The 25,245-nt window shown below is 61.5% G+C and carries 23 protein-coding genes; 8 read left to right on the top strand and 15 right to left on the bottom strand.

Annotation, left to right across the window (positions count from 1 at the left end; all coding sequences use genetic code 11):
* The first annotated feature begins 72 nt into the window (after positions 1–72).
* Positions 73–2,046, top strand: a complete 1,974-nt coding sequence (locus ACJO2E_RS16400) for a ribonuclease R family protein (protein ID WP_406965252.1) — start codon at positions 73–75, stop codon at positions 2,044–2,046.
* 23 nt (positions 2,047–2,069) lie between these two features.
* Here the strand turns inward: ACJO2E_RS16400 and yihG are convergent, their stop codons facing one another.
* On the bottom strand, positions 2,070–2,978 hold the full coding sequence (gene yihG / locus ACJO2E_RS16395) for a 1-acylglycerol-3-phosphate O-acyltransferase, YihG family (protein ID WP_406965250.1): 909 nt from the start codon (positions 2,976–2,978) through the stop codon (positions 2,070–2,072).
* 99 nt (positions 2,979–3,077) lie between these two features.
* Here yihG and ACJO2E_RS16390 point away from each other — a divergent pair, with 99 nt between their 5' ends.
* The 3 genes from ACJO2E_RS16390 (at position 3,078) to tpx (ending at position 5,916) form a co-directional block, all read left to right on the top strand.
* Positions 3,078–3,980 (top strand): LysR family transcriptional regulator, encoded by a 903-nt coding sequence (locus ACJO2E_RS16390; RefSeq protein ID WP_406965248.1) that lies wholly within the window; start codon positions 3,078–3,080, stop codon positions 3,978–3,980.
* A 93-nt stretch (positions 3,981–4,073) separates the two neighbouring features.
* Positions 4,074–5,306, top strand: coding sequence for a multidrug effflux MFS transporter (locus ACJO2E_RS16385; RefSeq protein ID WP_406965292.1), 1,233 nt, complete (start codon positions 4,074–4,076; stop codon positions 5,304–5,306).
* Positions 5,307–5,418: 112 nt separating this feature from the next.
* Complete coding sequence (gene tpx, locus ACJO2E_RS16380; protein WP_406965247.1) at positions 5,419–5,916, top strand: thiol peroxidase; 498 nt, start codon at positions 5,419–5,421, stop codon at positions 5,914–5,916.
* A 51-nt stretch (positions 5,917–5,967) separates the two neighbouring features.
* On the opposite strand, the gene curA is transcribed toward tpx, so the two are convergent.
* On the bottom strand, positions 5,968–6,981 hold the full coding sequence (gene curA / locus ACJO2E_RS16375; RefSeq protein WP_406965246.1) for an NADPH-dependent curcumin/dihydrocurcumin reductase: 1,014 nt from the start codon (positions 6,979–6,981) through the stop codon (positions 5,968–5,970).
* Positions 6,982–7,088: 107 nt separating this feature from the next.
* Between curA and ACJO2E_RS16370 the strand changes: the two genes are divergently transcribed.
* Positions 7,089–7,547 carry a MaoC family dehydratase gene (locus ACJO2E_RS16370; RefSeq protein WP_406965244.1) on the top strand — a complete coding sequence of 153 codons (459 nt, stop codon included), beginning with the start codon at positions 7,089–7,091 and terminating at the stop codon, positions 7,545–7,547.
* Positions 7,548–7,654: 107 nt separating this feature from the next.
* Here the strand turns inward: ACJO2E_RS16370 and ACJO2E_RS16365 are convergent, their stop codons facing one another.
* The 12 genes from ACJO2E_RS16365 to ACJO2E_RS16310 form a co-directional block, all read right to left on the bottom strand.
* A complete protein-coding gene (locus ACJO2E_RS16365) occupies positions 7,655–8,797 on the bottom strand; it encodes an ABC transporter substrate-binding protein (RefSeq protein WP_406965242.1) in 1,143 nt (380 codons plus the stop codon).
* Positions 8,798–8,876: 79 nt separating this feature from the next.
* Complete coding sequence (locus tag ACJO2E_RS16360) at positions 8,877–9,584, bottom strand: ABC transporter ATP-binding protein (RefSeq protein ID WP_406965241.1); 708 nt, start codon at positions 9,582–9,584, stop codon at positions 8,877–8,879.
* On the bottom strand, positions 9,571–10,338 hold the full coding sequence (locus ACJO2E_RS16355; RefSeq protein ID WP_406965239.1) for an ABC transporter ATP-binding protein: 768 nt from the start codon (positions 10,336–10,338) through the stop codon (positions 9,571–9,573). Before ACJO2E_RS16355 ends, ACJO2E_RS16360 begins: the two co-directional genes overlap by 14 nt.
* Positions 10,331–11,374, bottom strand: a complete 1,044-nt coding sequence (locus ACJO2E_RS16350; protein WP_406965237.1) for a branched-chain amino acid ABC transporter permease — start codon at positions 11,372–11,374, stop codon at positions 10,331–10,333. Before ACJO2E_RS16350 ends, ACJO2E_RS16355 begins: the two co-directional genes overlap by 8 nt.
* A gap of 2 nt (positions 11,375–11,376) precedes the next feature.
* Complete coding sequence (locus tag ACJO2E_RS16345; RefSeq protein WP_406965235.1) at positions 11,377–12,240, bottom strand: branched-chain amino acid ABC transporter permease; 864 nt, start codon at positions 12,238–12,240, stop codon at positions 11,377–11,379.
* A 363-nt stretch (positions 12,241–12,603) separates the two neighbouring features.
* Positions 12,604–14,268: a long-chain fatty acid--CoA ligase gene (locus ACJO2E_RS16340; RefSeq protein WP_406965234.1), complete on the bottom strand. Its 1,665-nt coding sequence runs from the start codon at positions 14,266–14,268 to the stop codon at positions 12,604–12,606.
* A gap of 80 nt (positions 14,269–14,348) precedes the next feature.
* A complete protein-coding gene (surE, locus tag ACJO2E_RS16335) occupies positions 14,349–15,140 on the bottom strand; it encodes a 5'/3'-nucleotidase SurE (RefSeq protein WP_406965232.1) in 792 nt (263 codons plus the stop codon).
* Entirely contained in the window at positions 15,137–16,210 is a 1,074-nt protein-coding gene (locus tag ACJO2E_RS16330; RefSeq protein ID WP_406965231.1) for a phosphotransferase, read from the bottom strand. The genes surE and ACJO2E_RS16330 overlap by 4 nt, the downstream gene beginning before the upstream one ends.
* Before the next feature lie 7 nt (positions 16,211–16,217).
* Positions 16,218–16,985, bottom strand: a complete 768-nt coding sequence (locus ACJO2E_RS16325; protein WP_406965230.1) for an SDR family NAD(P)-dependent oxidoreductase — start codon at positions 16,983–16,985, stop codon at positions 16,218–16,220.
* Positions 16,986–17,000: 15 nt separating this feature from the next.
* Positions 17,001–18,215: an acyl-CoA dehydrogenase family protein gene (locus ACJO2E_RS16320; protein ID WP_406965229.1), complete on the bottom strand. Its 1,215-nt coding sequence runs from the start codon at positions 18,213–18,215 to the stop codon at positions 17,001–17,003.
* Positions 18,216–18,251: 36 nt separating this feature from the next.
* On the bottom strand, positions 18,252–18,698 hold the full coding sequence (locus ACJO2E_RS16315) for a PaaI family thioesterase (RefSeq protein WP_328187877.1): 447 nt from the start codon (positions 18,696–18,698) through the stop codon (positions 18,252–18,254).
* The gene (locus ACJO2E_RS16310) at positions 18,698–19,486 is read right to left on the bottom strand and encodes an SDR family NAD(P)-dependent oxidoreductase (RefSeq protein WP_406965227.1); all 789 of its coding nucleotides are present in this window, start codon (positions 19,484–19,486) and stop codon (positions 18,698–18,700) included. The genes ACJO2E_RS16315 and ACJO2E_RS16310 overlap by 1 nt, the downstream gene beginning before the upstream one ends.
* Before the next feature lie 271 nt (positions 19,487–19,757).
* On the opposite strand from ACJO2E_RS16310, the gene ACJO2E_RS16305 reads away from it, so the two are divergent.
* Entirely contained in the window at positions 19,758–21,359 is a 1,602-nt protein-coding gene (locus tag ACJO2E_RS16305; protein ID WP_406965226.1) for a class I adenylate-forming enzyme family protein, read from the top strand.
* Positions 21,360–21,555: 196 nt separating this feature from the next.
* A complete protein-coding gene (locus ACJO2E_RS16300) occupies positions 21,556–22,836 on the top strand; it encodes an MATE family efflux transporter (RefSeq protein ID WP_406965291.1) in 1,281 nt (426 codons plus the stop codon).
* 120 nt (positions 22,837–22,956) lie between these two features.
* Here the strand turns inward: ACJO2E_RS16300 and ACJO2E_RS16295 are convergent, their stop codons facing one another.
* Positions 22,957–23,382, bottom strand: a complete 426-nt coding sequence (locus ACJO2E_RS16295) for an acyl-CoA thioesterase (RefSeq protein WP_406965225.1) — start codon at positions 23,380–23,382, stop codon at positions 22,957–22,959.
* A gap of 162 nt (positions 23,383–23,544) precedes the next feature.
* Between ACJO2E_RS16295 and ACJO2E_RS16290 the strand changes: the two genes are divergently transcribed.
* Positions 23,545–25,191 (top strand): MBL fold metallo-hydrolase, encoded by a 1,647-nt coding sequence (locus ACJO2E_RS16290; protein WP_406965224.1) that lies wholly within the window; start codon positions 23,545–23,547, stop codon positions 25,189–25,191.
* The last annotated feature ends 54 nt before the right edge of the window (positions 25,192–25,245 follow it).

The following is a 25,245-nucleotide window of genomic DNA, read 5'->3' as shown; positions in this document are numbered from 1 at the left end:
ACCATCTGACGCGGACGGTCATAACCGGTATACTCCGGCCAACAGTCACTTTCCATCAGCCAGGTTTCGTTCATGCTCAATGCCGACGCGCTCAACCAGTTGCGCCAGCTCAAAACCGATATCAAGGATAACAAGGTGGTCTACTCCGGCACCGTCAAGGCCACCAACGGTCGTTTCGGGTTTGTGGCACTGGACGAGGGCCGCGACGTGTTCCTGCCTCCCGAGGAGATGCAGAAAGTACTGCCCGGTGACCGGGTGACCGTGTCCGAAGTACCCGGCGAGAAGGGCCGCACCCAGGGCCTGGTAGAGACGCTGGAAACCACCAGCCTGACCACCTTTGTCGGCCGCTACCTGGTCAGAGGCAAGGGCCACTTCGTGGCGCCGGAAACCCCCGGCATCGGGCGCTGGATCTTCATTCCGCCCAAGGAGCGCCAGGACGCGAAACCGGATGACTTCATCTACTGCCGCATCCTCCGCCACCCCATCAAGGACGGCAAGGGGCAGGCCCAGATCCTGCGGGTGATCGGCAAGGCCGGCGATCCCGGCATCGAGCGCAACTTTACCCTGGCCAGCTTCGACATGGACGACGAGTTCCCCGAGGCGGTGCGGAGCCAGGCGGATGCCTTGTCCGAGGAATCCATCACACCTCTCGTCGAGGGGCGTGAAGACCGCACCGGACAACCCTACATCACCATCGACAGCCCCGGTACCCAGGACATGGACGACGCCCTGCTGGTGGAACCCAATGCCACCGGCTGGCTCCTGTCCGTCGCCATTGCCGACCCCACCGCTCTGGTGCCCCAGGATTCGCCGGCGGACGTGGAAGCCCGTCAGCGGGCCACGGCCATCTACTTTCCCGGCGAGCCCCGGCCCATGCTGCCGGACGCCATCAGCACCCGGCTGTGTTCATTGATGCCGGAGGTGGACCGGCTGGCCCTGGTGTGCGACCTGCAGGTGAACAACGACGGCAGCCTGGGGGAGTTCAGCTTCCACCAGGCGGTGATCCGCTCCCGGGGCAAGCTCAGCTATGAACTGGTGAACCAGTTGCTGGACGACCAGCACAACGAGGACACCGACGCCCTGGCGCCGGAGGTCACCAACAACCTGGACCAGCTCCACCAGGCCGCCACGGCACTGCGCAAATGGCGCTCCGACCACGCCCTGCTGAACACCGATCGCCCGGAATTCCGTCTGCGGCTGGATGAAAACCGCCGCATCCGCACCATCGAACCGGCGGTGCAGAACGAGGCCCACCGGCTGGTGGAGGAATGCATGGTGGCGGCAAACCGCTGCGCCGCGCAGTTCCTGTCGGAGCGGGACCACGGCCTGTTCATCACCCACCCGGGCGTTCGCGATGACCGTATCGACAACATCCGCGCCCTGCTGGAGCGCTACGCTCCGGAACTGGCGTCCATCGACCCGTCCTCGCCGGAAGGCTTCCGGGACCTGATGGTACGTACCGCCGACCTGGACGCGGAGGTGCCGGTCAAGACCATCATCGCCCGCCAGCTTGCCCGGGCCGAGATGGCCTTCGAGCCGGCACCGCACCAGGGCATGGGGCTGCCGGCCTATACCACCTTTACCTCACCGTTGCGGCGTTATGTGGATTTCTACGTGCATCGGCTGATCAAAGCGGCCCTGTGGCAGGAACAGCACCAGACCATGGCCCGGGAGGGGCTGGAACAGTTGCAGTCGGCACAGATCCAGGCCCGCCAGGCGTCCAACAGCCTGGAGAACTGGCTCAAGAGCGACTATGCACGCCAGCTTGAGGAGGGGGCGACCTTTACCGGGGTGATCACCCGGACCCTGCCCGCCGGTTTCTTTGTCCGGCTGGACGACAATGGCCTGGAAGGCTTCGTCAGCTGCAAGACCCTCTCAGGCAAGTACAGCTTTGATCCGGTGACCCTGCGACTGGAAGCCACCAAGGGGGCCCGCATCTTCCAGCTTGACCAGGCGGTCACGGTGACATTCGGTGGTGTCGACGACGAGCGGCGGCAGATCCACTTCGAGCTGGTGGCTGACTCGGCGGAAACGCCGGCAGAGTGACTGATATAGCCGGCGGGGCTGACTCAGTCGCCGCCGGCCTCCGTCAGCATTCGCTCCAGGCGCTCGTCCTTCTCGCGCCACAGGTCCGCCAGCCAGTCCTTGATCCGCCGGCGGTACTCCGCATCGTTGGCGTAATCCCGCCCCTTGAGGTCGTCCGGAATCGGACGGGTATGGACCTCCATACGGACCTCACTGACCCGGCCACAGAGGAAATCCCAGAAGCTGGGCGCCCCACCGGGATAGGCGATGGTCACATCCACCAGGGTTTCCATGGCATCGCCCATGGCATCCAGCACGAAACCCACGCCGCCGGCCTTGGGGGTCAGCAGGTGCCGGTAGACTGATGACTTCTGCTGCCTGAGTTTTTCCGGCGTGGCCCGCGTGCCCTCGACAAAGTTCATCACACTGACCGGGGTGAAGCGGAACTTCTCACAGGCCCGGCGGGTGGTCGCCAGGTCCTGGCCCCGTTTCTCCGGGTGCTTGAGCAGGTACTGGGGGGAATGCCGCTTCATGAACGGGAAGTCCAGTCCCCACCAGGCAATGCCAATCACCGGCACCCAGATCAGTTCCTTTTTCAGGAAAAACTTGAGGAACGGCGCGCGGCGATTGAACACCCACTGCATGGCCAGGATGTCCACCCAGCTCTGGTGATTGCTCAACACCAGGTACCAGCTTTCCCGCTCCAACTCCCCAGCGCCGGTCACGGTCCAGCGGGTGCGCTGGGTCAGGCGCATCCAGGCCTTGTTGCCGGCCACCCAGTTTTCCGCTACCCAGATGATCAGCCGGGTGCAGCCAACGCGGAATCCCTTGTGGGGAACCAGCAGCTTGAGAAGTGCGGGAATATAAAGGAACAGGGCCCAGAACAGGGTGTTCAGGATCAACAGCGTGGTCGCAATAACGCCGATTAACGGCTTCGGCAGGAATCCCAACATCAAACGTATTCCATCGGTCATTGTGGTAAGCGGTGCATCATACCAAGCCTGGGTAGGGTCGGCGAACACCTGTAAGCCGACCAATGCTACACTTGATCCATGAAAGCCATCGATCAATCAAACCTGGACACCCGCTCCCTGGACGTGTTCCTGGCGGTACTGCGGGAGAACAGCGTGTCCCGGGCCGCCGAACGCCTGGGCATGAGCCAGTCCGCGGTCAGCCATACCCTGGAAAGGCTGCGCCAGGCGCTGGGAGATCCCCTGTTCGTGAAGTCCGGTCGTGGCATCGCCCCCACCCGGTACGCCATCAAGACCGGCCCCCACATCCGGCAGATCCTGGACGAACTGCGGGCACTGCCCGAGGGGCCACCCTTCGACCCCGCCACGGCGGAATTCACCTTCACCATAGCCGCCAACGACTACCAGCGCGACCTGCTGCTGCCGCCGCTGATGGCCAGGCTGTGGGAACGGGCACCGGGCATCAGGCTACAGGTGATGCCCTCGGGTATACCCACCGCCGACATGCTGCGGGACGATGTGTGTGACCTGATCATCACACCCCATGCACCGGACGCCGGGGACATCATCCAGAAGGGCCTGCTCCGGGACCGGATGGTGATTTTCTATGATGCCTCACAACGCCAGCCCCCCGGGGACCTGGCGGAATACCTGAAGGCAAGGCATGTGGATGTGCTGTTCCGGACCGGTGAACATACCGGCCTGGAGAACTCCCTGCAGGCCCGGGGGCTGAGCCGCCACATCGTGGTGACGGTGTCCAACTTCTCCGGCCTGCCGGAATTCCTGCGGGGCACCAGTCTGCTGGCAACGGCCCCGTCCCGCATGCGTCACCAACTCCTGCGGGGCTTTGCCACCGCTCCCCTGCCCTTCGACTACCGGGAAGTGAACCTGCTGATGGTCTGGCACCAGCGCTACCATGCCGACGCCGGGCACCGCTGGCTTCGCAATGAACTGGCTGCCACCGCCCGCCTCCTGGACAACTGATCGATATTCTTAATAGGTCGTATCGATGTCCGGGCCGTTATCTTTGCCCTCCGGGAACGTAGACTGGTGTCCCGTTTGAAAACTGATCCGACCATGCTTGCGCTGACCAGTATCTGGACCACCATCCTGTTGGCCGCCGCCGTGGCCCTCGGGCCCCTGGCCACCGACATGTACTTGCCGGCCCTGCCGTCCATGGGGGATGCCCTGTCGGCCGGTCCCGACCAGGTGCAACTGACCCTCAGCCTGTACATGGCCGGGTTCGCCCTGGCCCAGCTTTTCTGCGGTCCCCTGGCGGACCGGTTCGGACGCAAGCCGATCATGATTGGCGGCTTCCTGCTGTTCTTTATCGCCAGTGTCGGCTGTGCCCTGGCCACCAATGTGGAAACCCTGATGCTGTGCCGCTTCCTGCAGGCCATTGGCGGCTCCGCGGGCCCGGTACTGGGGCGTGCCGCCATCCGTGATATCTATACCCCACGGGAGGCCTCGCGCATCATGGCGATCCTCGCCAGCATCATGGCCCTGGCGCCGGCGGTGGCGCCAACCCTGGGCGGGTTCCTGCTGGCCGGCTTCGGCTGGCCCTCCATCTTCATTGCCCTGGGCGGTTATGCGCTGGTCATGATGGTCGTGGTGGCATTCGGTATCCCAGAACCCATGGCCCCCGCCAATCGCCAGTCCCTGAAAATTCGGAACCTGGCCCGGAACTACCGGCACATCGGCACGGATCCCAGCTTTATCGGTTACACCCTGACCAATGCCTTTGCCTTTTCAGGGCTGTTTGCCTTCCTGTCCGGATCGTCCTTCGTGCTCATCGACTTCCTCGGCGTGGCGCCGGAACACTATGGCCTGTATTTCGCCTGTGTCGTGGCGGGGTATATTTCCGGCAACCTGGGGGCGGTCCGTCTGGGCCGGCGGCTGGTGCCCGACCAGATCCTGGTCAGGGGCCTGATGACCAGCGTCGCAGGAGGCGTGACCATGGCCGGCCTCGCCATGACGGAGGTCTACAACGTATGGGCGGTGATGATTCCACAGGCCGTGGTGATGATGGGAGTCGGCATGACGCTGCCCCAGACCATGGCTGGCGCCCTGGCCAATTTCCCCACCATGGCCGGTTCCGCCTCCGCCCTGTTCGGTTTCGGACAGATGGCCCTGGCCGCCGGTATCGGCGCCCTGGTGGGCCAGCTCTACACCGGCACTTCACTGGTGATGGCCAGCATCATCGCCGCCTGTGCGGTGGCGGCACTGGCCGCCTACCTGCTCCTGGTCCAGCGTTATCCGGCACCGGGTTTCGAGCCGCCCCAGGAATCTGTACGGCAGAAAGTCGCGTAAACTCCTGAGCGTTACTGAAATTTCTGGTCGACGAGCCGGAAAAAATACCGTTTACTGAGAGCTTTACCGGAACGCAGACCGGGCTTCAAAACCAACCAACAAGGAGAAACCAATGAGCAAAGTCACCCTGGGCGGCAATCCGCTGGAAGTCAGCGGCACCTTTCCCCAGCCGGGCGACACCGCACCGGATTTCACCCTGACCACCGGCGACCTGAACGATGTGGGCCTCGACCATTTCGCCGGCAAGCGCAAAATCCTCAACATCATCCCCAGTATCGATACCGGCGTCTGTGCCGCCTCCACCCGCAAGTTCAATGAAAAGGCCGGCGGCCTCGACAATACCGAGGTGCTGGTGGTCTCCGCGGATCTCCCCTTTGCCGCCGGTCGGTTCTGTGGCGCGGAAGGCATCGAGGGCGTGCAAACCCTGTCCACCTTCCGCAACTACAGCTTCCAGCAGGACTACGGGGTGGCACTGCAGACCGGTCCTCTGGCGGGCCTGTGCGCCCGGGCCGTAGTGGTGCTCGACGAGAATAACAAGATCCTGCACAGCCAGCTTGTGGACGAGATCAAGGAGGAACCAGACTACGACGCCGCCCTGGCGGTGCTGTAGCCAGGAGTCTGCACGGCAGAAAGTCCCGCCGCTGCAACCGCCCTGGCAGTATCAGGACACCCTGACTACCAGCTTGCCACGGTTGTTCCCCTGGAGCAGTCCCTGGAAGGCGTTCAGGGTGTTCTCAAACCCCTCCACCACGTCTTCCCGATACTTTACCTTGCCCTCTTTCAGCCACTGCCCCATCTCCCGTCGGAACTCCGGCAGCAGTTCGTTATGGTCGGACTGGATAAACCCCCGGAACATCAGACGCTTGATCAGGATCTGTCCCATGAAGGGGATAAGCCGGTCCGGACCTTCCGGCAGCCTGGTCTGGTTGTAGTGGGCGATCCGTCCACAGACCGGGATACGGGCAAAGTCGTTGACCAGGGTCATCACGGCTTCGAATACCTTGCCACCCACATTCTCGAAATAGACATCGATTCCGTCGGGGCAGGCCGCCTGGAGCTGTTCCTCGAAATCCTCGTCCTTGTAGTTCACACAGGCATCGAAGCCGTACTCGGACTTCACGTAGTCACACTTGTCCTCCGCGCCGGCAACGCCAACCACCCGGCAGCCCTTCATCTTCGCGATCTGCCCGACCACCTGACCCACGGCGCCGGAGGCGGCGGACACCACCACCGTTTCCCCCGGTTTTGGACGGCCAAACTCCCGCAGCCCCACATAGGCGGTGAAGCCGGGCATACCGATCACACCCAGCCAGGCACTTGGCGGGGCGATATCGGGATCAATGCGGTAGAGGCCATCCGGGGTCGCCATCGAGTGGGTCTGCCAGCCGGTACGGCCAATCACCAGGTCTCCGGGAGACAGGTCCGGGTGGTGACTTTCCAGGACCTCGCTGACCGCCTCTCCGGTCATCACCTCACCCAGAGCGACCGGCGTCGCGTAGGAGGCGGTATCGTTCATGCGACCGCGCATGTAGGGATCAAGGGACAGGTAACGGGTTTTCAGCAGGACCTCGCCTTCACCCGCTTCGGGCATGGCGGTTTCTTCCAGACGCAAATGGGTGTCATCGGGCATGCCGACGGGGCGCTGTACCAGCGTGAATTGTTGGTTTCCTGACATATCAAACCTCTCTGTACTCGGGGGCTTTTTGTTGTTGCACCAAACGCTCAGGTCCATGAGAATAGCTTACGAAACATGTTTCCGCGAAACGAAACCAGGAGATAATAATGACAAGTATTGCACTCGAAGAACTGCCGAATTTCAAAGGTCAGGTGGTGGGCCAGAGCCCCTGGAAACACATCAGCCAGGACATGATCCAGGCCTTCGCCGACGCTACCGGTGACCACCAGTGGATTCACGTGGACGTTGAACGGGCCAAAAAGGAGGCGCCCTGGGGAGCCCCGGTTGCCCACGGTTTCCTGACCCTGTCGCTGATTCCCCAGCTTAACCAGCAGGCCATGACAGTGACAGGCCCCGCCGCCACCATCAACTACGGTATGAATAAGGTCCGCCTGCCATCCGCCGTGAAATCAGGCTCTGATATCCGCTCCACCGTGGAACTGGTGAGCGTTGAGGAGGTAGATGAAAAGCGGGTGCTGGCCACCTACAAGACGGTGATCGAGATCAAGGGCGAGGAGAAGCCGGCGGTTGTCGCCGAGAATCTGGCCATGTACGTCAAACCGTAAGGATCCGTCGGGAACAGGTATCGCCCGGCTGTCATTGCCTGGCGAGCAGACACTAAAAAAGGGGGCCGAAGCCCCCTTTTTTCATGAGTGGTTGCTGATCGCAGCGATCAGAATTCCACTTCCACGATCTCGCCGTCCTTGACCACGGACATGGTCGGGACAACAACGAAACCGCCTTTCTCGTCGATTTCCTGGACGTCGTACGGGTTCTTGCTGGCGTCCATTGTCTGGATCACTTCGTCCATGGCGCCACGAATGGTCGTCGGGTCCGTGGAATCCGTTTCATCCATGGTTTCCACCAGGGCGTGCAGTGCCAGGTAGTTGTAAGCCGCCTCGGAGCCCGGAGTCTTGCCGTACTTCTCTTCGTAACGCTTGACGAAGTCCTGGGCAGCTTCCGACTGGTCCGCGGACAGCGGCGGCACACCCACGGTGTTGTTCAGCGGCTCAAGGCCACCGACCACGTTGGCGGCCTCGTCAATCTTCGCCTGGTCCATCATGATGAAGGCACCCTCGTAGCCAAGCTGACGGGCCTGCTGGATAACCAGACCGGTCGGCTCGGAAGCGCCACCCACAAACATGACATCCGGCTTGTCGGAAATCAGACGGCTTACGCCGGTGAAGAAGTCCGCGGACTTGTTGTAGTCCATCGGATTCTGGGCAACCACTTCGCCACCCTTGGCGGTCCAGGCTTTCTCGACCATGGTGGCCCAGATCTTGGCGTACTCGTGAGTCGCGCCACCCATGGCCAGCTTGGTGCCAAAGTTCTCCAGGGCATAGTCGGTGAACGCGTTCACGTAGCCGTCGAAGGTCGGCGGGATACGCAGGGTCAGCGGGTTACCCTGTTCGGTGACAGTCGGCACACTGGTGTAGGCCATCACGAGGAAGTCGTCCTCGACGTTGAAGTCCATCAGTGCAAAGATGCCGCCGGAATGCGGGATGAAGATAGCCGGAACGTTTGATTCCTGCTTCAGACGCTTGGCGTTGGTCGCCGCCTGTGCCGGAGAATACTGATCATCCAGGGCAACGATGTTGACGGTGTGGTTTTCACCGTCGATATCGAATCCGCCATTGGCGTTGATCTCTTCGGCCGCCATGCGCAGGCCGGAAAGTACGTTTTCACCGTACAGGGCGGCGCCGCCGGAGAGCGGGCCAGAGAAGCCAATGTTCACTTCCTCGGCCATAACGGCGGAGGACATACCCATTGTGGTTGCTACAGCAACTGCCAGTCCAAGTTTCTTCGCTGTTTTCATTGTTTTCTCCTGGTTTTGTTTCGCCTTTGTTTCACAGGCGTTTTGTCAGGGTTGTTGTACAAGCGAGTTTTGGGGCCTATCAGGCCCCGATGTATGCTTTGCGCACTTCCTCGTTACCCAGCATCGTTTCACGGTCGCCGTCCATAACGAGCTGGCCGTTTTCCATAACGTATGCATATGTGGCAATTTTAAGTGCCGCAAAGGCATTCTGTTCAGCCAGCAGCACCGTGGTGCCGAGGCTGTTGATCTGCTGGATGGTCTCGAACATCTGCTTGACCACCAGCGGCGCCAGACCCAGTGACGGTTCGTCCAGCATCAACAGGCGCGGGCGGCTCATCATGGCTCGGCCGATGGCCACCATCTGCTGCTGGCCACCGGACAGGGAACCGGCCGGCTCATGGGACTTTTCACTCAGGATCGGGAAGAGTTCCAGCACCTCGTTGAGGCGTTTACGGTTGCCTTCCTTGTCCCTGCGGTGGACATAGGCACCCAGCATCAGGTTGTCGTGGACACTCATCTGCGGGAACAGCTGGCGGCCTTCGGCACACTGCACCACCCCCGCATTCACCACCGCACTCGCCTTCATACCGTTGAGGATCTTGTCCTCGAACTCGATGTTGCCGGCTGACGGTTTGATCAGGCCACTGATGGCATTGAACAGTGTGGACTTACCGGCACCATTGGCGCCCAACAGCACCACCAGGCCGCCGGTATCGACGGTCATATTGATGTTGTTCAGGGCCTTGAAGCTACCGTAGTGGACGTCGACATTCTTAAGCTGCAGCATCAGCATCACTCCCCAGGTAGGCTTCGATAACCACCGGATTGTTCTTCACTTCGTCCGGTGTGCCTTCGGCAATCTTTTCACCGTGATCCAGCACCATGATCTTGTCGGCAATGCCCATGATCATATCCATCTTGTGCTCGATCAGGCACACGGTCAGCCCGTGTTTAACCATTTTCTGCATCAGTTGCGCCAGACCTTCGGTTTCCTCGGGGTTAACCCCCGCCGCCGGCTCATCCAGCAGGACAATCTTCGGGTCTGTCGCCAGGGCCAGGGCAAACGCCACACGCTTGCGTTCTTCCTGGGTACAGTCGGCGATATAGCGGTTTTCGGCATGGTTCAGGCCGACGAAGTCCAGCGCGTCCCGCGCCTTTTCCCGGGCGGCTTTCTCTTCCGCCTGCAGGCGCTTCGAATTGACCAGCACATCCCACAGACCGGACCGGGTCCGCAGCCGGTAACCTACGATCAGGTTATCCAGAACCGTTGCCGTTTCAAACAGGTTGGTGCTCTGGAAGGTACGCCCAACACCCAATCTGGCGACATTGTCACACCGCATCGTGGTGACATCGGTACCGTCCAGCAGGATTCTGCCGGATGTCGGCTGGTGTACCCCTGAAATCAGGTTAAAGAAGGTACTCTTGCCGGCCCCGTTGGGGCCGATGATCGCGTTGATCTGGTTGGCACCGAAGTCCACGGATACATCGTTAACCGCAGCCAGACCGCCAAACATCTTGGTGAGGTGTTCTACCTTAAGCATTGTTGTTTACCTCCTGGCCGGTGGCTTTTACCTTGCTTTCCGTCTGCGTCTTCTTCGGCCCCAGGCCCAGGGCCTGGGCCTTGCGATGCATCCAGGTGAGGAAAGAACCGCAGATACCCAGCGGGAAGAAGATCACCAGGATCACCAGCAACGGACCAAAGATGAGCATCCGATAGGCCTCAAGGAACTGAAGTGACTCGGTAATCCAGGTAACACCCAGCGTACCGACCAGAGGCCCGAACAGCGTACCGATGCCGCCCACGAGCATATACATGATCATGTTGAAGGTCTGCAGGACGTTCGCTTCTTCCGGCCCTACAACACGGATCATACCTGCATACAGCCCGCCAGCCAGGCCGGCATAAGTGGTCGAAATCACAAAGGCCAGAATCTTGGTCTTCATCAGGTTGATACCCAGGGACTGGGCCAGGTCGTCACCATTGCGGATCGCGATAAAGGTGCGGCCCACCAGGGATTTCTGGATACGGGAGGTAAACCAGATGATGAAGGTCATGAAGAAAAGCACCAGGTAATACATCGCGTTGGTGTCGCGGAAATTCACGATCCCGAAACCATCGGGTTCAGAGATATTCCGGACGCCTATCACCCCATGGGTCAGCCAGTCCCACTTCTCGAGCAGCAGGTAGATGATAAAACCAACGCACAGGGTGAAGATGGCAAAGTAGTGCTCCTTCAGTCGCAGCGATACCGCCCCGACGAGCAAACCCAGCACGCCGGTGACGACCAGCGCAGCGGCCAGCGCTGGCCAGTAGTTCCAGCCGGCATCGACAGTAAGTAGCGCCACCGTGTAGGCACCAATGGCGTAAAAACCACCGTGGGCCAGGTTAAGCTGACCACAAAAACCGGTAATTACGTTAAAGCCATAGACAGCGATGATGATGATGAAGGCTTTCGCCATCACCTGAACCTGGTACTCATTTTCCGCACCGGCGAGCAGGGGGAAGATCAATGCCAGGGCCAGCAGCACGAACTTGCTGGCCGGGTGCATGATAAGGGCTCCGAGTTTAAACATCATGATCAGTGTGCCCCCTTAGCAAACAAACCTTGTGGACGAACAGACAGAATAATGACCAGCAAACTGAAGGCGATCACGTCCTTGTAGGAATCGGAGACGTAGAAACCGCCCAGCGCTTCCGCCATGCCGATAATCATACCCCCGACGATGGCGCCCGGAATGCTGCCCATGCCGCCGAGGATAATGATCACGAAGGCTTTCATGATGACGATGTGGCCCATCATCGGGCTTACCAGGGTCATCGGGGCAAAGAGCGTTGCGGCAACTGCGGCGAGAATCCCGGAGATGGCAAATGTCATCATGGCCACCCGGTTGGCATCGATACCGACGAGGAATGCCCCTTCACGGTTCTGTGCCATCGCAATGATTGTGGCACCCACCATGGTCTTACGCAGGAAGATCGTCAGAGCGGTAACCAGCACGGCGGCTGCAATGATAATGACGATCGCCTGTTCGCGCATGAATACGCCGCCAATGTTGACCACGCCGGGGAAAGGCGTTTGCATCCGGACTGGCTGGGAACCCCAGATCGCATGTACAGCGGCTTCAAGGAAGAGCAGGATACCGATGGCGGCGATCTTGTCATGGATCGGTGGGGCATGCCTCAGGGGATGGAAGACCAGGCGTTCACACAGGATTGCTATAACAGCAACGACCACAGCGGCGCCGCCCATAGCGACCCAGTAATTAAAGCCCAGATCCTGCATCACATAGAAGGATATGAATGCCCCTACCATGTAGAGCGCACCATGTGCGAAGTTCGGGATGTGGAGAATCCCGTAAACAAGGGTCAGACCGAGCGCTACGAGGCCGTAGACACTACCTAGGGTCAACCCGTTAAAAACCTGTTGGAGAAATATAGTCAAACCGGCCCCTCCCGTGGCGACGTTGTTTTTGTAGAGTTGCCGTTACCGCAACTGTCATTGATGTTATTGGGTTTTGTTTTCCGCTTTATTGATTTTCTTTTTTAGACGTATTGGCAGAATGCCTCACGCCGATGCACAAGAGTACACTGCACGCATATACTGTCAATAGACAGAATGCGATTTCGCTATGCGAACCTAATTGGTATTTTCAATGATGAAAATGAAATTCTGGCAGGTTCTCGAATCGCTCCATGATAGGCGCAGATCCGATATCGGGTCAGGCACCCCACCAGCCATGCTGGCCGGTGGGGTGGTCACCGATGTGTCGTCTGGCTGACGTGTTGACCAGACGAGGCACTCACATCAGCCCTGCTTCTTCCACTCCTCATCCTGCAGGGCTCGCCACATAAGCTTGCCGGTGGGGGATTTCGGCAGCTCATCAACAAACTCCACAACGGAGGGGACCTTGTAGGCGGCCATTTGTTCCCGACACCAGGCGATAATGTCTTCCTCGCTGGTGCTGCCGTCCCCGTCCGGCGCCAGCACCACCACCGCCTTGACGGTTTCGCCGCGCTTCTCGTGAGGCGTGGAGATAATGCAGACCTCGTGGATGGCGGGATGCTGGTACATCATGCTTTCCACTTCCGACGGCCAGACCTTGAAGCCGGAGGCGTTGATCATCCGCTTGACCCGGTCAACCATGTAGAAGTACCCGTCCTCATCGTAGTAGGCCAGGTCTCCGGTGCGGAAGAACGGCTTGCCATCGATCTCGACAAAGGCGGCTTCGGTTTCCGCCGGCCGGTTCCAGTAGCCCACGGTCACCTGGGGTCCGTTGGAGACGATCTCGCCCACTTCGCCCGGTCCCTTCTCTTCCAGGGTTTCCACATCAATGATGCGGGAGTCCACATCAAACACCGGGATACCCAGGCACTGGGCCCTGGGGTTGTTGGGCGGATTGATGTGGGTCGCAGCCATGGTTTCGGACAGGCCGTAGCCCTCGACATAGTCCAGGCCGGTCAGCTTCTTCAGCTTGCCTGCGACGGCCTCCGGCATGGCCGCGCCGCCACCGCCGATGGTCACCAGCGAGCTGATATCGTACTTCTCCAGCTCCGGGTTGGAGAGGAAATCCACCGCCATGGTGACGATGTTGGTCCAGCCGGTGACCCTGTAACGCTCGATCAGCCTGCCGGCCACTTCGCGGTCCCAACGGGTCATGATCACCATGGTGGAACCGGAGTAGATCGGGCTGTTCATGGAACCGGTCATACCGGTCACATGGAAGAACGGCAGGGTGCACAGTTGTACCGAGTCGGTATTGCTGATGTTCCAGAACGCCCGGTGGACAGCGGTGGCCATGGGCCCCCGATGGACGTGCATGCACCCCTTGGGCTGACCGGTGGTGCCGGAACTGTAGGGGATAACGGCCAGGTCATCCGGCCCGGCGGTATGCCGGCCAGGCTCGTGTCCGGCATTCAGGGCATCTTCCCAGGACAGCAGCCCGGGGCCATCCAGGGGTTTGGGGTCGGCCGCCACCTCGGCGGGCAGTGCCAGGTCGGTGGGTTCGCGCACGTAGGTGCCATAAGCAGCCACCACCACCCGCTCCAGGTAGGTCTTGCCCACCAGCGGCGCGATAAAGCCCGCCAGTTCCATACCCGCCAGGCACACCGTGGCCTTGGTATCGGAGATGTAGTGTTCCAGTTCCGAAGCCCGGTTCATGGGGTTGACCGGAATCACCACGGCATCGGCACGCAGGATAGCGTAGTAGCCAATGACATACTGGGGAGAGTTCTGCATGTACAGGAGCACCCGGTCACCCTTGCTGACCCCGTTCTCCTGTAGCCAGCCGGCCAGGGACTCCACCTCGTCCAGCAGTTCCTGGTAGGTGATCTTGGTATCGTAATAGATGATGGCGGTATGGTCCGGATACCGCAGCGCCGAAATCTCCAGGTTGGTAAACAGACTGGTTTGCGGCAGGGTCATGGTCTTGGGCAGCTCTCTGGGCCAGACCTTGTGGTGTCTTGTAAACATTCGGTACTCTCCCGTTAAATCACTTGCAGACTGCAACCGCCCGGCGGGCCGGTTACCGGCCAACCCAGAGGGCGGTTCTGTCATGTTTTCCGCAGGGGAACGGTGGCCTGGTTACCGGGCAGCCGATGCTCCCCCCGCAATGGCGATGCCGACACGCCCCGACGCCTCAGTACCGCTACGTCGGCATCATCCGGCACCTGGTGATCGGTATGCCGGTCAAAACCCAGCCACCAGTATGACAGGCCACGGCTGTCCTGCCCCGGCAGCAGTCGCGGCCGGGCAATGGACCCGGCCGACTGCGCGGCATACTCCATGGCTCCCACCTGATCCACGGAACAGGCGGGGAAATTCACGTTCCAGCAGCACTTGCTCTCGGTCGCAGTGGGCCACAGGGCACGAATGGCCGCCTCACCCAACTCGGTAACCGGTGACCAGTCGATCTCGTCACGGTTCAGGAAGGCCTGACTCAGGGCAATGGCAGGAATACCCAGGTGCTCGGCGCTCAACACGGCACCGACGGTGCCGGAATACTGTACCGAGTCGCCAATATTGCCCCCGGCATTGATGCCCGACAACACCAGGTCCGGCGGTGTCTCGCCGAACCATTCCGCCAGGGCATAGAGCACGCAGTCGGCGGGGGTACCGGACACGGCGTAATGCCGCTCGCCATGGTGGTATACCCGCAACGGATCGTGCAGGGAAATACTCTGGCCCGCGCCGCTGCGATCATGCTCCGGCGCGACGATCCAGACTTCCTCCGCCAGACGGCGGGCAATGTCCACCAGGATCTTCAGCCCCGGGGCGGCCACGCCGTCATCGTTGGTAATCAGGATGCGGCGGACCATGGGGTCCGCTGCGGTCGGCTGGCTCATACACTGATTCCCTTACTGCCCTTCTGGGCCACGGACCAGCCGGCTTCCGCCAGGATGCTGGCACGCTTGCCCACTTCCAGGGCATCGGCGTTGCTGGCGTTGCCCGCCAGCGCCCGGGCATAGACCCCCTGCACGATCGCCGCCAGGCGGAACAGGGAGAAGGACACGAACACGTGCCAGTCGTCGATGCTGTCGCGGCCGGACGCCTTGCAGTAGCGCTCGATGGTTTCCTGCTCGGTGGGGATGCCGATCTCGCCGAGATCTTCACCCACAACGCCGCGCATGCCTTCGAACCCGGAACTCAGGTGGTAGGGCAGGCAGTAATAGGCCAGGTCCGCCAGCGGGTGGCCCAGCGTAGACAGTTCCCAGTCCAGGATGGCAATCACTTCCGGTTTGTCCGGGGCCAGCATCAGGTTGCCCAGGCGATAGTCACCATGGGCGATGGCGCACTCGTCATTCCTGGGCAGGTTTTCCGGCAGCCACTTCATCAGGTTGTCCATGGCCGGCATATCGTCGGTCTTGGAGGCCTCATACTGTTTGGACCAGCGGGCCACCTGACGGGCAACATAGCCTTCCGGGCGACCGAAATCCCCCAGGCCGACCTTGTTCACGTCCACCGCATGCATCTTCGCCATGGTGTCGATGGCCGCCTCATGGACCGGGCGACGTTCCGCCTTGTCCAGGTCCGGCAGGGCCGGGTGGCTCAGCACACGGCCTTCCATAAAGTCCATGACGTAGAACGGCGTACCGATCAGGTCGCTGTCCTCGCACAGTACCCGGGCCTTGGGCACGGGCACGTCGGTGTTGTCGGACAGGGCGCGGATCACCTTGTACTCCCGCTCCACCATATGGGCGGAGGGCAGGGTCTTTCCGGGCGGCTTCTTGCGCAGCACGTAGCGGTTGCCACCAGAGGTCAGCATGAAGGTGGGGTTGGACTGCCCACCCTGGAACTGCTTGACCTGCAGGTCGTCACCAAAATCGGGAATTTCCTTCTGCAGCCACGTCAGCAGGGCTGCCTCATCAAACCGGTGCGCGTCGAGGACGTCTACCAGGTTAGGTCCAGTACTCATAGTAACCTCAGCTAATGGTTTCGCCGCCGTCCGCCACAATCACCTGACCGGTGATGTAGGCGCTGGCCTTGGTGGACAGGAACACCGCCAGACCGGCGATGTCCACCGGGTCGCCGATGCGACGCAGCGGAGTCTTCTCTTCGGCACGCTTGATCCGCACCGGGTCTTCCCACAGGGCCTTGGCGAAGTCGGTCTTCACGATGCCCGGGGCGATACTGTTGATGCGGATGCCCTTCGGCCCCCACTCCACCGCCAGGTTGCGGGCCAGGGCCGCTTCCGCCGCCTTGGACACGCCATAGGTGCCGATGGTGGTATTGCCGCGGATGCCGGCAATGGAGGACAGCAGTACCACGGCCCCCTCGCCACGCTCGGCCATACCCGGCAGCACCATGTTGGCGAGCCAGAAGGTACCCTTGACGTTGGTTTCCATGATCTTGTCCCAGGCCTCGTCGGTCATCTCGGCCGTGGTGCCATACACCGGGTTAGTGGCGGCATTGCACACCAGTACGTCGATCTTGCCCCAGGCTTCGATGGTCTTGTCCACCAGGTTCTGGAGCTGGTCCTTCTTGCCCACGTGGCAGGGGATGGCAATGGCTTCAAAGCCTTCCGCCTTCAGCTCACCGGCCACCTGCTCACAGACGTCGGCCTTGCGGCTGGAAATCACCACCCTGGCGCCCTGGCGGGCCATTTCCTCGGCGATGGACCGGCCGATGCCCTTGGTGGACCCGGTGATCAGGGCCACCTTGCCGGTCATATCAAACAATGAATCGCTCATGTTTCGGCTCCTGGCTCAGTGGGTACGCGGGTAGTTCTTCAGTTCCAGCTTGGCGATGGAATCCAGGTGAACCTCGTCCGGACCATCGGCCAGGCGCAGGGTACGCACGCTGGCGTATGCTGCGGCCAGGAAGGTGTCCTGGCTGACGCCGGCACCACCGTGAACCTGGATGGCACGATCCAGTACCTTCAGGGCCATGCTCGGGGCAATCACCTTGATCATGGCGATTTCCTGACGGGCCACCTTGTTCCCCACGGTGTCCATCATATGCGCGGCCTTCAGGGTCATCAGGCGGGCCTGCTCAATCTCGAGACGGGAGCGGGCGATATCCTTGCGGATGGAGTCAAATTCCACCAGCGGGCGACCGAAGGCTTCACGGGCATTGGCACGTTCGCACATGGCCTCAAGGGCACGCTCGGCGACCCCGATGGTGCGCATGCAGTGGTGGATACGGCCCGGCCCAAGGCGACCCTGGGCAATCTCGAAACCACGGCCTTCACCCAGCAGGATGTTCGACGCCGGCACCCTCACATTGTTGTAGTGCACCTCGGCGTGGCCGTGGGGGGCGTGGTCGTAACCGAATACGGTCAGCGGGCGCACCATTTCCACACCCGGGGCGTCCAGCGGCACCAGGATCATGGACTGCTGCTTGTGCTTCTCGGCGGTGGGATCGGTCTTGCCCATGACGATGGCAATCTTGGTGGTGGTGGTCATGGCACCGGAGGACCACCACTTCTTGCCGTTGATCACGTACTCATCGCCCTCGCGGCGAATCTCGGTACCGATGTTGGTGGCGTCCGATGAAGCCACGTCCGGCTCCGTCATGGAGAAGCAGGAACGGATCTCACCTTCCAGCAGCGGCTTGAGCCACTTCTCTTTATGTTCCTCGGAACCGTAACGCTCAATGGTTTCCATGTTGCCGGTATCCGGCGCGGAGCAGTTGAACACTTCCGGCGCCATGTGGGAACGGCCCATGATCTCGCACAGGTGGGCGTATTCCAGGTTGGTCAGGCCGGCGCCACGCTCGCTTTCCGGCAGGAACAGGTTCCACAGGCCGGCGCTCTTGGCCTTGGCCTTGAGCTCTTCCATGATCGGGGTCGGCGCCCAGCGGTTCTCGGCGTTGTCGATCTGCTCGTGGTGCTTGTGCTCGTTCGGATAGATGTACTGATCCATGAACTCCAGGAGTTCTTTCTGCAGCTTTTTCGCTCGCTCAGACGGTTCGTACAACATCGTTGTGCCTCTCTTTTATTGGTTGCAGGGACGCCTTCAGATGGGAACGCCCTCGGGGTTCTCGCTGCCGGATCGAATCCTGAACGTACCTTCGGCAATGGCAAGCAGGTTGCCCTTGTCATCGTGGATCTCGCCGGTGCTGTTGAAGATTCTGGTACCGCCGGCACGCTTGATGCCAGTGGCGGTAATGGTGCCACCAGAACACTGGCCGGTAAACGTGGTAGTCAGGGTCAGGGTGATGGCCTTGCGCATGCGACCAGGGTACGGGCAGTAGGTGCCGGCCTCAGCCAGCACGATATCGAGCAGGGACGAGAGTACGCCCCCATGGATCACCCCGCCCAGGTTCAGGTGTCTGGGCTCCAGGTCCAGCGCAATAACAGCCTTGTCCTCTTCCCAGGACACCTGTCGATACCCCAGCAGGTTGTGAAAGCCGGGCAGATCCTTGCCACCGCTGATGTGGAGGTTCTGTTGTGCTTCACTCATTACACTTTCATTCCAGGCATGTTCAGTGAGGCGGTATTACCGCCATCCACGGGCAGGGCCTGCCCGGTGATGTAGCTGGCGTCGTCGGACGCCAGGAAACAGATGGCCGCCGCCAGTTCTTCCGGCTTGCCGTAGCGGCGCAGTTCACAGCGGGTACCCAGCTTGTGCTCTTTTTCATTGGCACGGGCGTAATCGAACACGGCCTTGGTCATGCCGGTTTCCACCAGTCCCGGGCAGACGGCGTTCACGCGGACATTGAAGCCACCCAGATCACAGGCCGCGGTCTGGGTCAGGTTGATCACGCCGGCCTTGGACGCGCTGTAGGGGTTGCCGCCAGCGCCGGAACGGATGCCGGCCACGGAAGCGGTATTGACGATGGCACCCTGCTGGCGCGCCTGCATATGGGGCGCCACGTGCTTGATCATCAGCATGGCGCCGATCAGGTTAACACCCAGGATCTTCTCCCAGTCCGCTTTCTCGTTCTCGGTGACGGGCGGGTAGTTACCACCGGAGATACCGGCGTTGTTCACCAGGATATCGACCTGGCCGAACTGTGCCACCACCTCGGACACCAGCGTCTTGACAGCATCCTCGTCGGACACATCCAGCTTGCGTTCGATGTGGGTTGCTTCGGGGGGCATTTGCGCGGCGGTTTCCAGCAGGCCTTCCTCGGACCAGTCCGCCAGGACGACCGTGGCGCCCTCGCCGGCGAGCCTCAGGGCGGTGGCGCGACCGATACCACTGCCGGCGCCGGTGACAATGGCAACCTGCTCAGTGAAACGCATCATAGACTATGCTCCTTTAACCTTGCACGGGAGCCTGCGCGGTAACACGTTTCAGACTCTCAGGCTTTTGTCGTTGTAGGTTTTGGTGCTTATCAGCTTGATTCGGAATGCATTGTTCCGAAGGAACTGCGTGGGACAAAGCCCCGAAATTCGTTAGGGTGCTTTTCAAATGGCCAAACAGGGCGTTTAATTTGTCACGGCTTCCAGTTTTGAGTCAATATATTCGAAAATAAATTTCACTAGTCAAAACACAACAACGATTGAGGCCCCCAAAATGAGACAAACCGTTGCGGCGATGCCGAATTACGCTCCAGCGATCGACCAGGAAACCATGGACCCCATCGGCCATCACATCCAGGGATTCGCCCGTTCCCAGGGTGAAAAGCCCGCCATCACCGATGAAAATGGGACGCTTACCTGGTCCGAAATGCTGAGCCGTGCCAACCGCATCGCCAACCGCCTCCGGAAGGACGGCCTGCAGACCGGCGACACCGTGGCCGGCCTGTCCGAGAACAGCAACAACTATATGTGCCTCTACCTGGGCACCCTGATTGCCGGCGGCTGCATGGTGCCCCTGTCCGGCATGGCCAGCGGCGAGGCCCTGGCCCTGATGGTGAAGGACTGCGACAGCCGCTTCCTGTTTGTCTCCGAGAAGAACCTGCCCCTGTTCAACGAGATCCGTGACGATCTTGACCGGGTGCAGCCGGCCCAACGGATTGGCCTCGACACCAGCGCAGTGGACAGCGGGCTGGGCCTGGACGCCTGGCTTGGCGACATCGCCGATACCGCGAACCCGGCCGAGGTGACGCCGGACGACCCGTTCAACATCATCTACAGCTCCGGCACCACCGGGACTCCCAAAGGTATACTTCACGACTACCGCTTCCGCCAGCGGCAGTTCGACCGCCTGTCCCGGTTCGGGCTGGACGGCGACGCCATCAACCTGGTGTCCACGCCACTATACTCCAACACCACGCTGGTATCCGCCCTGCCCACCCTGTTCCACGGCGGCACCCTGGTGCTGATGGGCAAGTTCAACGCCCACCGCTTCCTGGAACTGGCGGAGGAACACCAGGTGACCCACGCCATGCTGGTGCCGGTACAGTACAGCCGTATCATGGCCGAGCCGGATTTCGACCGCTTCGACCTGTCCAGCTTCAAGCTCAAACTGTGCACCAGTGCGCCCCTGCGCTCCGACGTGATTGCCGAAGCCATGGAACGCTGGCCCGGTAACATCCGCGAAGTCTATGGCCTCACCGAGGGGGGCATCTCCACCAGCCTGGATTGCGGCGCCAACCCCACCAAGTGGGATTCCGTGGGGGTACCGACCGAGGGTTCGGAAGTCCGCATCATCGACGACCACGGCAACGAACTGCCCCAGGGTGAAATCGGTGAGATCGTCGGTCGGGCCATCTCCATGATGCGCGGCTACTATCACCGGGAACAGCAGACCAACGAGATGCTGTGGACCAGCCCCGAGGGCCTGGTGTTCTATCGCAGTGGCGATATGGGGCGTCTGGACGAGGACGGCTTCCTTTATATCCTCGACCGCCGCAAGGACATGATCATCTCCGGCGGTTTCAACATCTACGCCGTGGACCTGGAGAAGGTACTGCTGGAACACCCGGCGGTGGCGGATGTGGCCGTCATCGGCATTCCCAGCGAGCACTGGGGGGAAACCCCGCTGGGACTGGTGGTGCGCCGGGCCGGCGAAACCGCCTCCGAGGACGATATCCTGGCCTTCGCCAACGAGAAGCTGGGCAAGACCCAACGGCTGGCGGCGGTGGAATTCCGGGACGAGCTGCCCCGCTCCACCATCGGCAAGGTGCTCAAGCGGGAACTGCGGGAGCCCTACTGGGCCGACCAGAAGAAGTAGCCTTTCGCCGCCATGTCCCCGTTGAAGAGGCGACCCACCAGTGGTCGCCTCTTCCGCTATGGGCGATTGCGGACATCCACGCCCCACCAGGGCTGCTAGAATCCATCCTTTCCGACTCCAACAGCCAACGACGTAACGGAAGCCCGTGACCGACCCAGATCTGTCCAACAGCAGCCTGCCCCGCCAGCTATTCTCCATGACCTGGCCGATGCTGTTCGGGGTCCTGTCCCTGATGTCTTTCCAGTTGGCTGACAGTATCTTTATCGGCCAACTGGGCCGGGACCCCCTCGCCGCCCTGGGTTTCACCGTCCCCATGCAGCAGCTCATTACCGGCCTGCAGGTGGGCCTGGGCATTGCCACCACCGCCATTATTTCCCGTACGCTGGGGGCCGGGGACGAACAGCGGGCCGTGCGCCTGGCCGGACTGGTGGTCACCACCGGTGCCACGCTGGTGTGCCTGCTGGCGCTGGGCCTGTGGCTGCTGCGCGACACCATCATGACCCTGCTGGGGGCCGAAACGTCACTGCTGCCGATGATCCGCCTGTACTGGATGCCCTGGCTGGTGGCCGCCTGGACCGGCGCCGTGCTGTATTTCGGCTACAGCATCTGCCGCTCCCACGGTGATACCAAGCTGCCCGGGCTGATGATGATGGCCGCCAGCCTGCTGAACATCGCCCTGGATCCGCTCTATATCTTTGTCTTCGGCTGGGGGTTGCCCGGCGCGCCGCTGGCCACCATTACCTCCTTTGGCGTCGGCTGCCTGGTGATCTACCCGGCCCTGTTCCGGCGGGGCTGGATCGCCTTTGACCTGGCCCGGCTGGAACTGGGCCAGTCCATTCGCCAGCTCGGCAGCATCATGGCCCCCGCCATGGTCAGCCAGTTGATGCCGCCGGTCTCCGCCATGCTGGCCACTGCCCTGGTAGCGGGCTTCGGCTCGGCAGCGGTCGCGGCCTGGGGGCTGGGTACCCGGCTGGAGTTCTTCTCCATCGTGGTGGTGCTGGCCCTCACCATGTCCATGCCGCCCATGGTGGGACGACTGCTGGGCCAGGGCGATATTGGCACCATCCGCAAGCTGGTGCGGCTGGCGGTGCGCTTTATCGTGATCTGGCAACTGGCCATTGCCCTGCTGTGGCTGACCACCTCGGGGCTGGTGTCCGAGCTATTCACTGCCGACCGTCAGGTCAGTGATGTGCTGGGGGACTACCTGCTGCGGGTGCCGCTCAGTTACAGTGGCCTGGGGGTGTGCATGCTGATGGTGTCGGTCAACAACGCTCTGGGGCTGCCCATGCGGGCTCTGCTGATCTCCACCCTTCGACTTTTCGCCTGCTACCTGCCCCTGCTCTGGCTGGGCGACCAGTTTGGTGGCCTGACCGGGCTGATGACCGGCGCCCTGGTGGGCAACCTGATGGCCGGCGTCATGGCGTACCTGCTTTACCGCCAGGGCATGGTGAAGCTGTCAGGGGCTCATGGAGCATAGGCACAGGGCCGAGGTCGGGGGGTAGGGGTGCTTTTGTGCAGGGAAACGTTGTCTGAGCGAAGCGAGTTTGACGTTTTCCGGAAGAAAAGCACCCCCACCCCTCGGCCTTCCCCCAAAACCTCAGGCGAAGCGTTCGCGGAAATAGTCCGGCAGTTCCACCACCTTCTTGTGCTGGAAATCGAAGAACACGAAGCCATACTTGGCCAGGGCAACCGGCTGACCACTGGAGGCCTTGGTGACCCGGAACACATAATCACCGCCGTACTTGTTCAGGTCGGTCACCCCCACCTCGAAACAGAGGATTTCCGGGAAAAAGGACTCCGACTGATACATGGTGGCCAGGTCGGTGACAACGATGCCCACGCCCCGACCGATCTTTTCCTCCAGCCCCATCTTCACCATGAACTGCGCCCGGGCTTCCGACAGCATGGAAATCAGGGCATCGTTGCCCAGATGGTTGGCACCATTAATATCGGTGATACGCACCGGCATGGTGGTGGAGAACACAAACACTTCATCGGGAAACGACAGTTTAACACGGGCCATGACACAACAACCGTTCAGGTGACTCAGGTAGCTTTCGAAAAAAGGAGGCGAATCATACGCCGTTCGACACGTCAAATCATCTGGAGCCGTGGGCCAACTTCCGTTATGTTACGATCAAACCTCATAAGAAAAGCTACGCCGTAACCGATCAAGGTAACCTCCATGGACATCCGCCCCGCTGCCACCCTCGCCATCACCCGTGATTCCGACGAAGGCCTCCAGGTCCTGCTCATGCAACGCACCTGGGACGCCACCTTCATGCCGGGATTCTACGTGTTCCCCGGTGGCGCCGTGGACGAGGCGGACCAGCGCTGCACCCCCTACCTGACCGGCGGCGATGATGCCTCCGTCAGCCATGACATGGGCATCGACAGCGGCGGCAGCCATTATATGGTAGCCGCCATCCGGGAAAGCTTCGAGGAGGCCGGGGTCCTGCTGGCCCTGGATGACCAGGGGCAGACCCTGCCACCGGACCACCCCGCATTCCGGGAACGGGATGGCATGGTCGCCGGGGACCAGACCCTGGCGGCCCTGTGCCACCAGTACCAACTGGCCCTGCCCCTAGACCGCATGGCCTACCTGGCCCACTGGATCACCCCGCCCGGGCCACCCCGGCGTTTCGATACCCGTTTCTTCGCGGCTGCCATGCCCGAGGGACAGACCCCGGACCATGACCGGATGGAAACCATCGACCATGTCTGGCTGACGCCGCAACAGGCCATGGACGAGCACCGCCAGGGCACCCGACTGTTCGCCTCGCCGACCTTGCGGACCCTGCGCATCATCGCCGGGTTCGATTCCACCGACGCCCTGTTGCGACACGCCCGCTCCCAGCCGCCCGAGCCCGCACCGAACAAGCCCTGGCCAGCCACGCGACAGGACAAACCGGTCTCCATCGAGCCCGGCACCGGGCCCTTTGATGAAGTCCGCAAGCTGGACCCGGAAGGCCGGGGCCACGCCCTGGCGGAAATCGTACCGGGAGAAGCCGTGCCACTGGCCGACGGCGTGATCCGCCTAACCTGCCCCAACCCCGGTGCCATGACCGGCCCCGGCACCAACAGCTACCTGCTGGGACACCCCGGCAGGGACTGGACGGTGATCGACCCGGGCCCCGTCGATCAGGGGCACCTGGAACGAATCCTGGAAGTGACAGGCGGCCGGATCGAACAGGTGCTGACCACCCATACCCACCCGGATCACTCACCGGGGGCAAGCTGGCTCCGGGAGCGCACTGGCACGCCGCTGCGGGGCATGCCAGCCCCGGAACACGACCAGATCCAGGACCACGACTTCCGCCCGGACTCCGTCCCCGTGGACGGTGACCGCATCGAGACCGCCGCCGGCACCCTGAAGGTGCTGTTCACCCCCGGGCATGCCTCCAATCACCTGTGTTTCCTGCTGGAAGGGGAACAGATGCTGTTTGCCGGCGACCACATCATGCAGGGGTCCACGGTGGTGATTAACCCGCCGGACGGGGACATGAAGGATTACCTGGACTCCCTCAACCGCCTGCTGGAAGAGGACATCCGCTGGTTCGCACCAGCCCATGGCTTCCTTATCGGCAAGGTGGAATCGGTGGTGGACTGGCTGGTGACCCATCGCCTGACCCGGGAGAAAAAAATTGCCCAGACCCTGGCGGACCATGGCCCCGGCAACCTGAAGGATCTGGTGAAACACGCCTACGACGACGTGCCACCAGCCATCCATGGTCTGGCCACCCGTTCGCTACTGGCCCACCTGATCAAGCTTGAAAAGGACCAGCGCGCGGTACGGGACGGTGAGGCATGGGCATCCACGGAGGCTGGATGACAGCCCGGTTAAACCTTTGTCAGGCCTCTATACCGGTGTTTGCGCTTTCGGGTA

This window comes from Marinobacter shunpengi (genome assembly GCF_045449695.1).
Classification (GTDB): Bacteria; Pseudomonadota; Gammaproteobacteria; order Pseudomonadales; family Oleiphilaceae; genus Marinobacter.
This window is presented reverse-complemented; position numbering and strand designations above follow the sequence as displayed.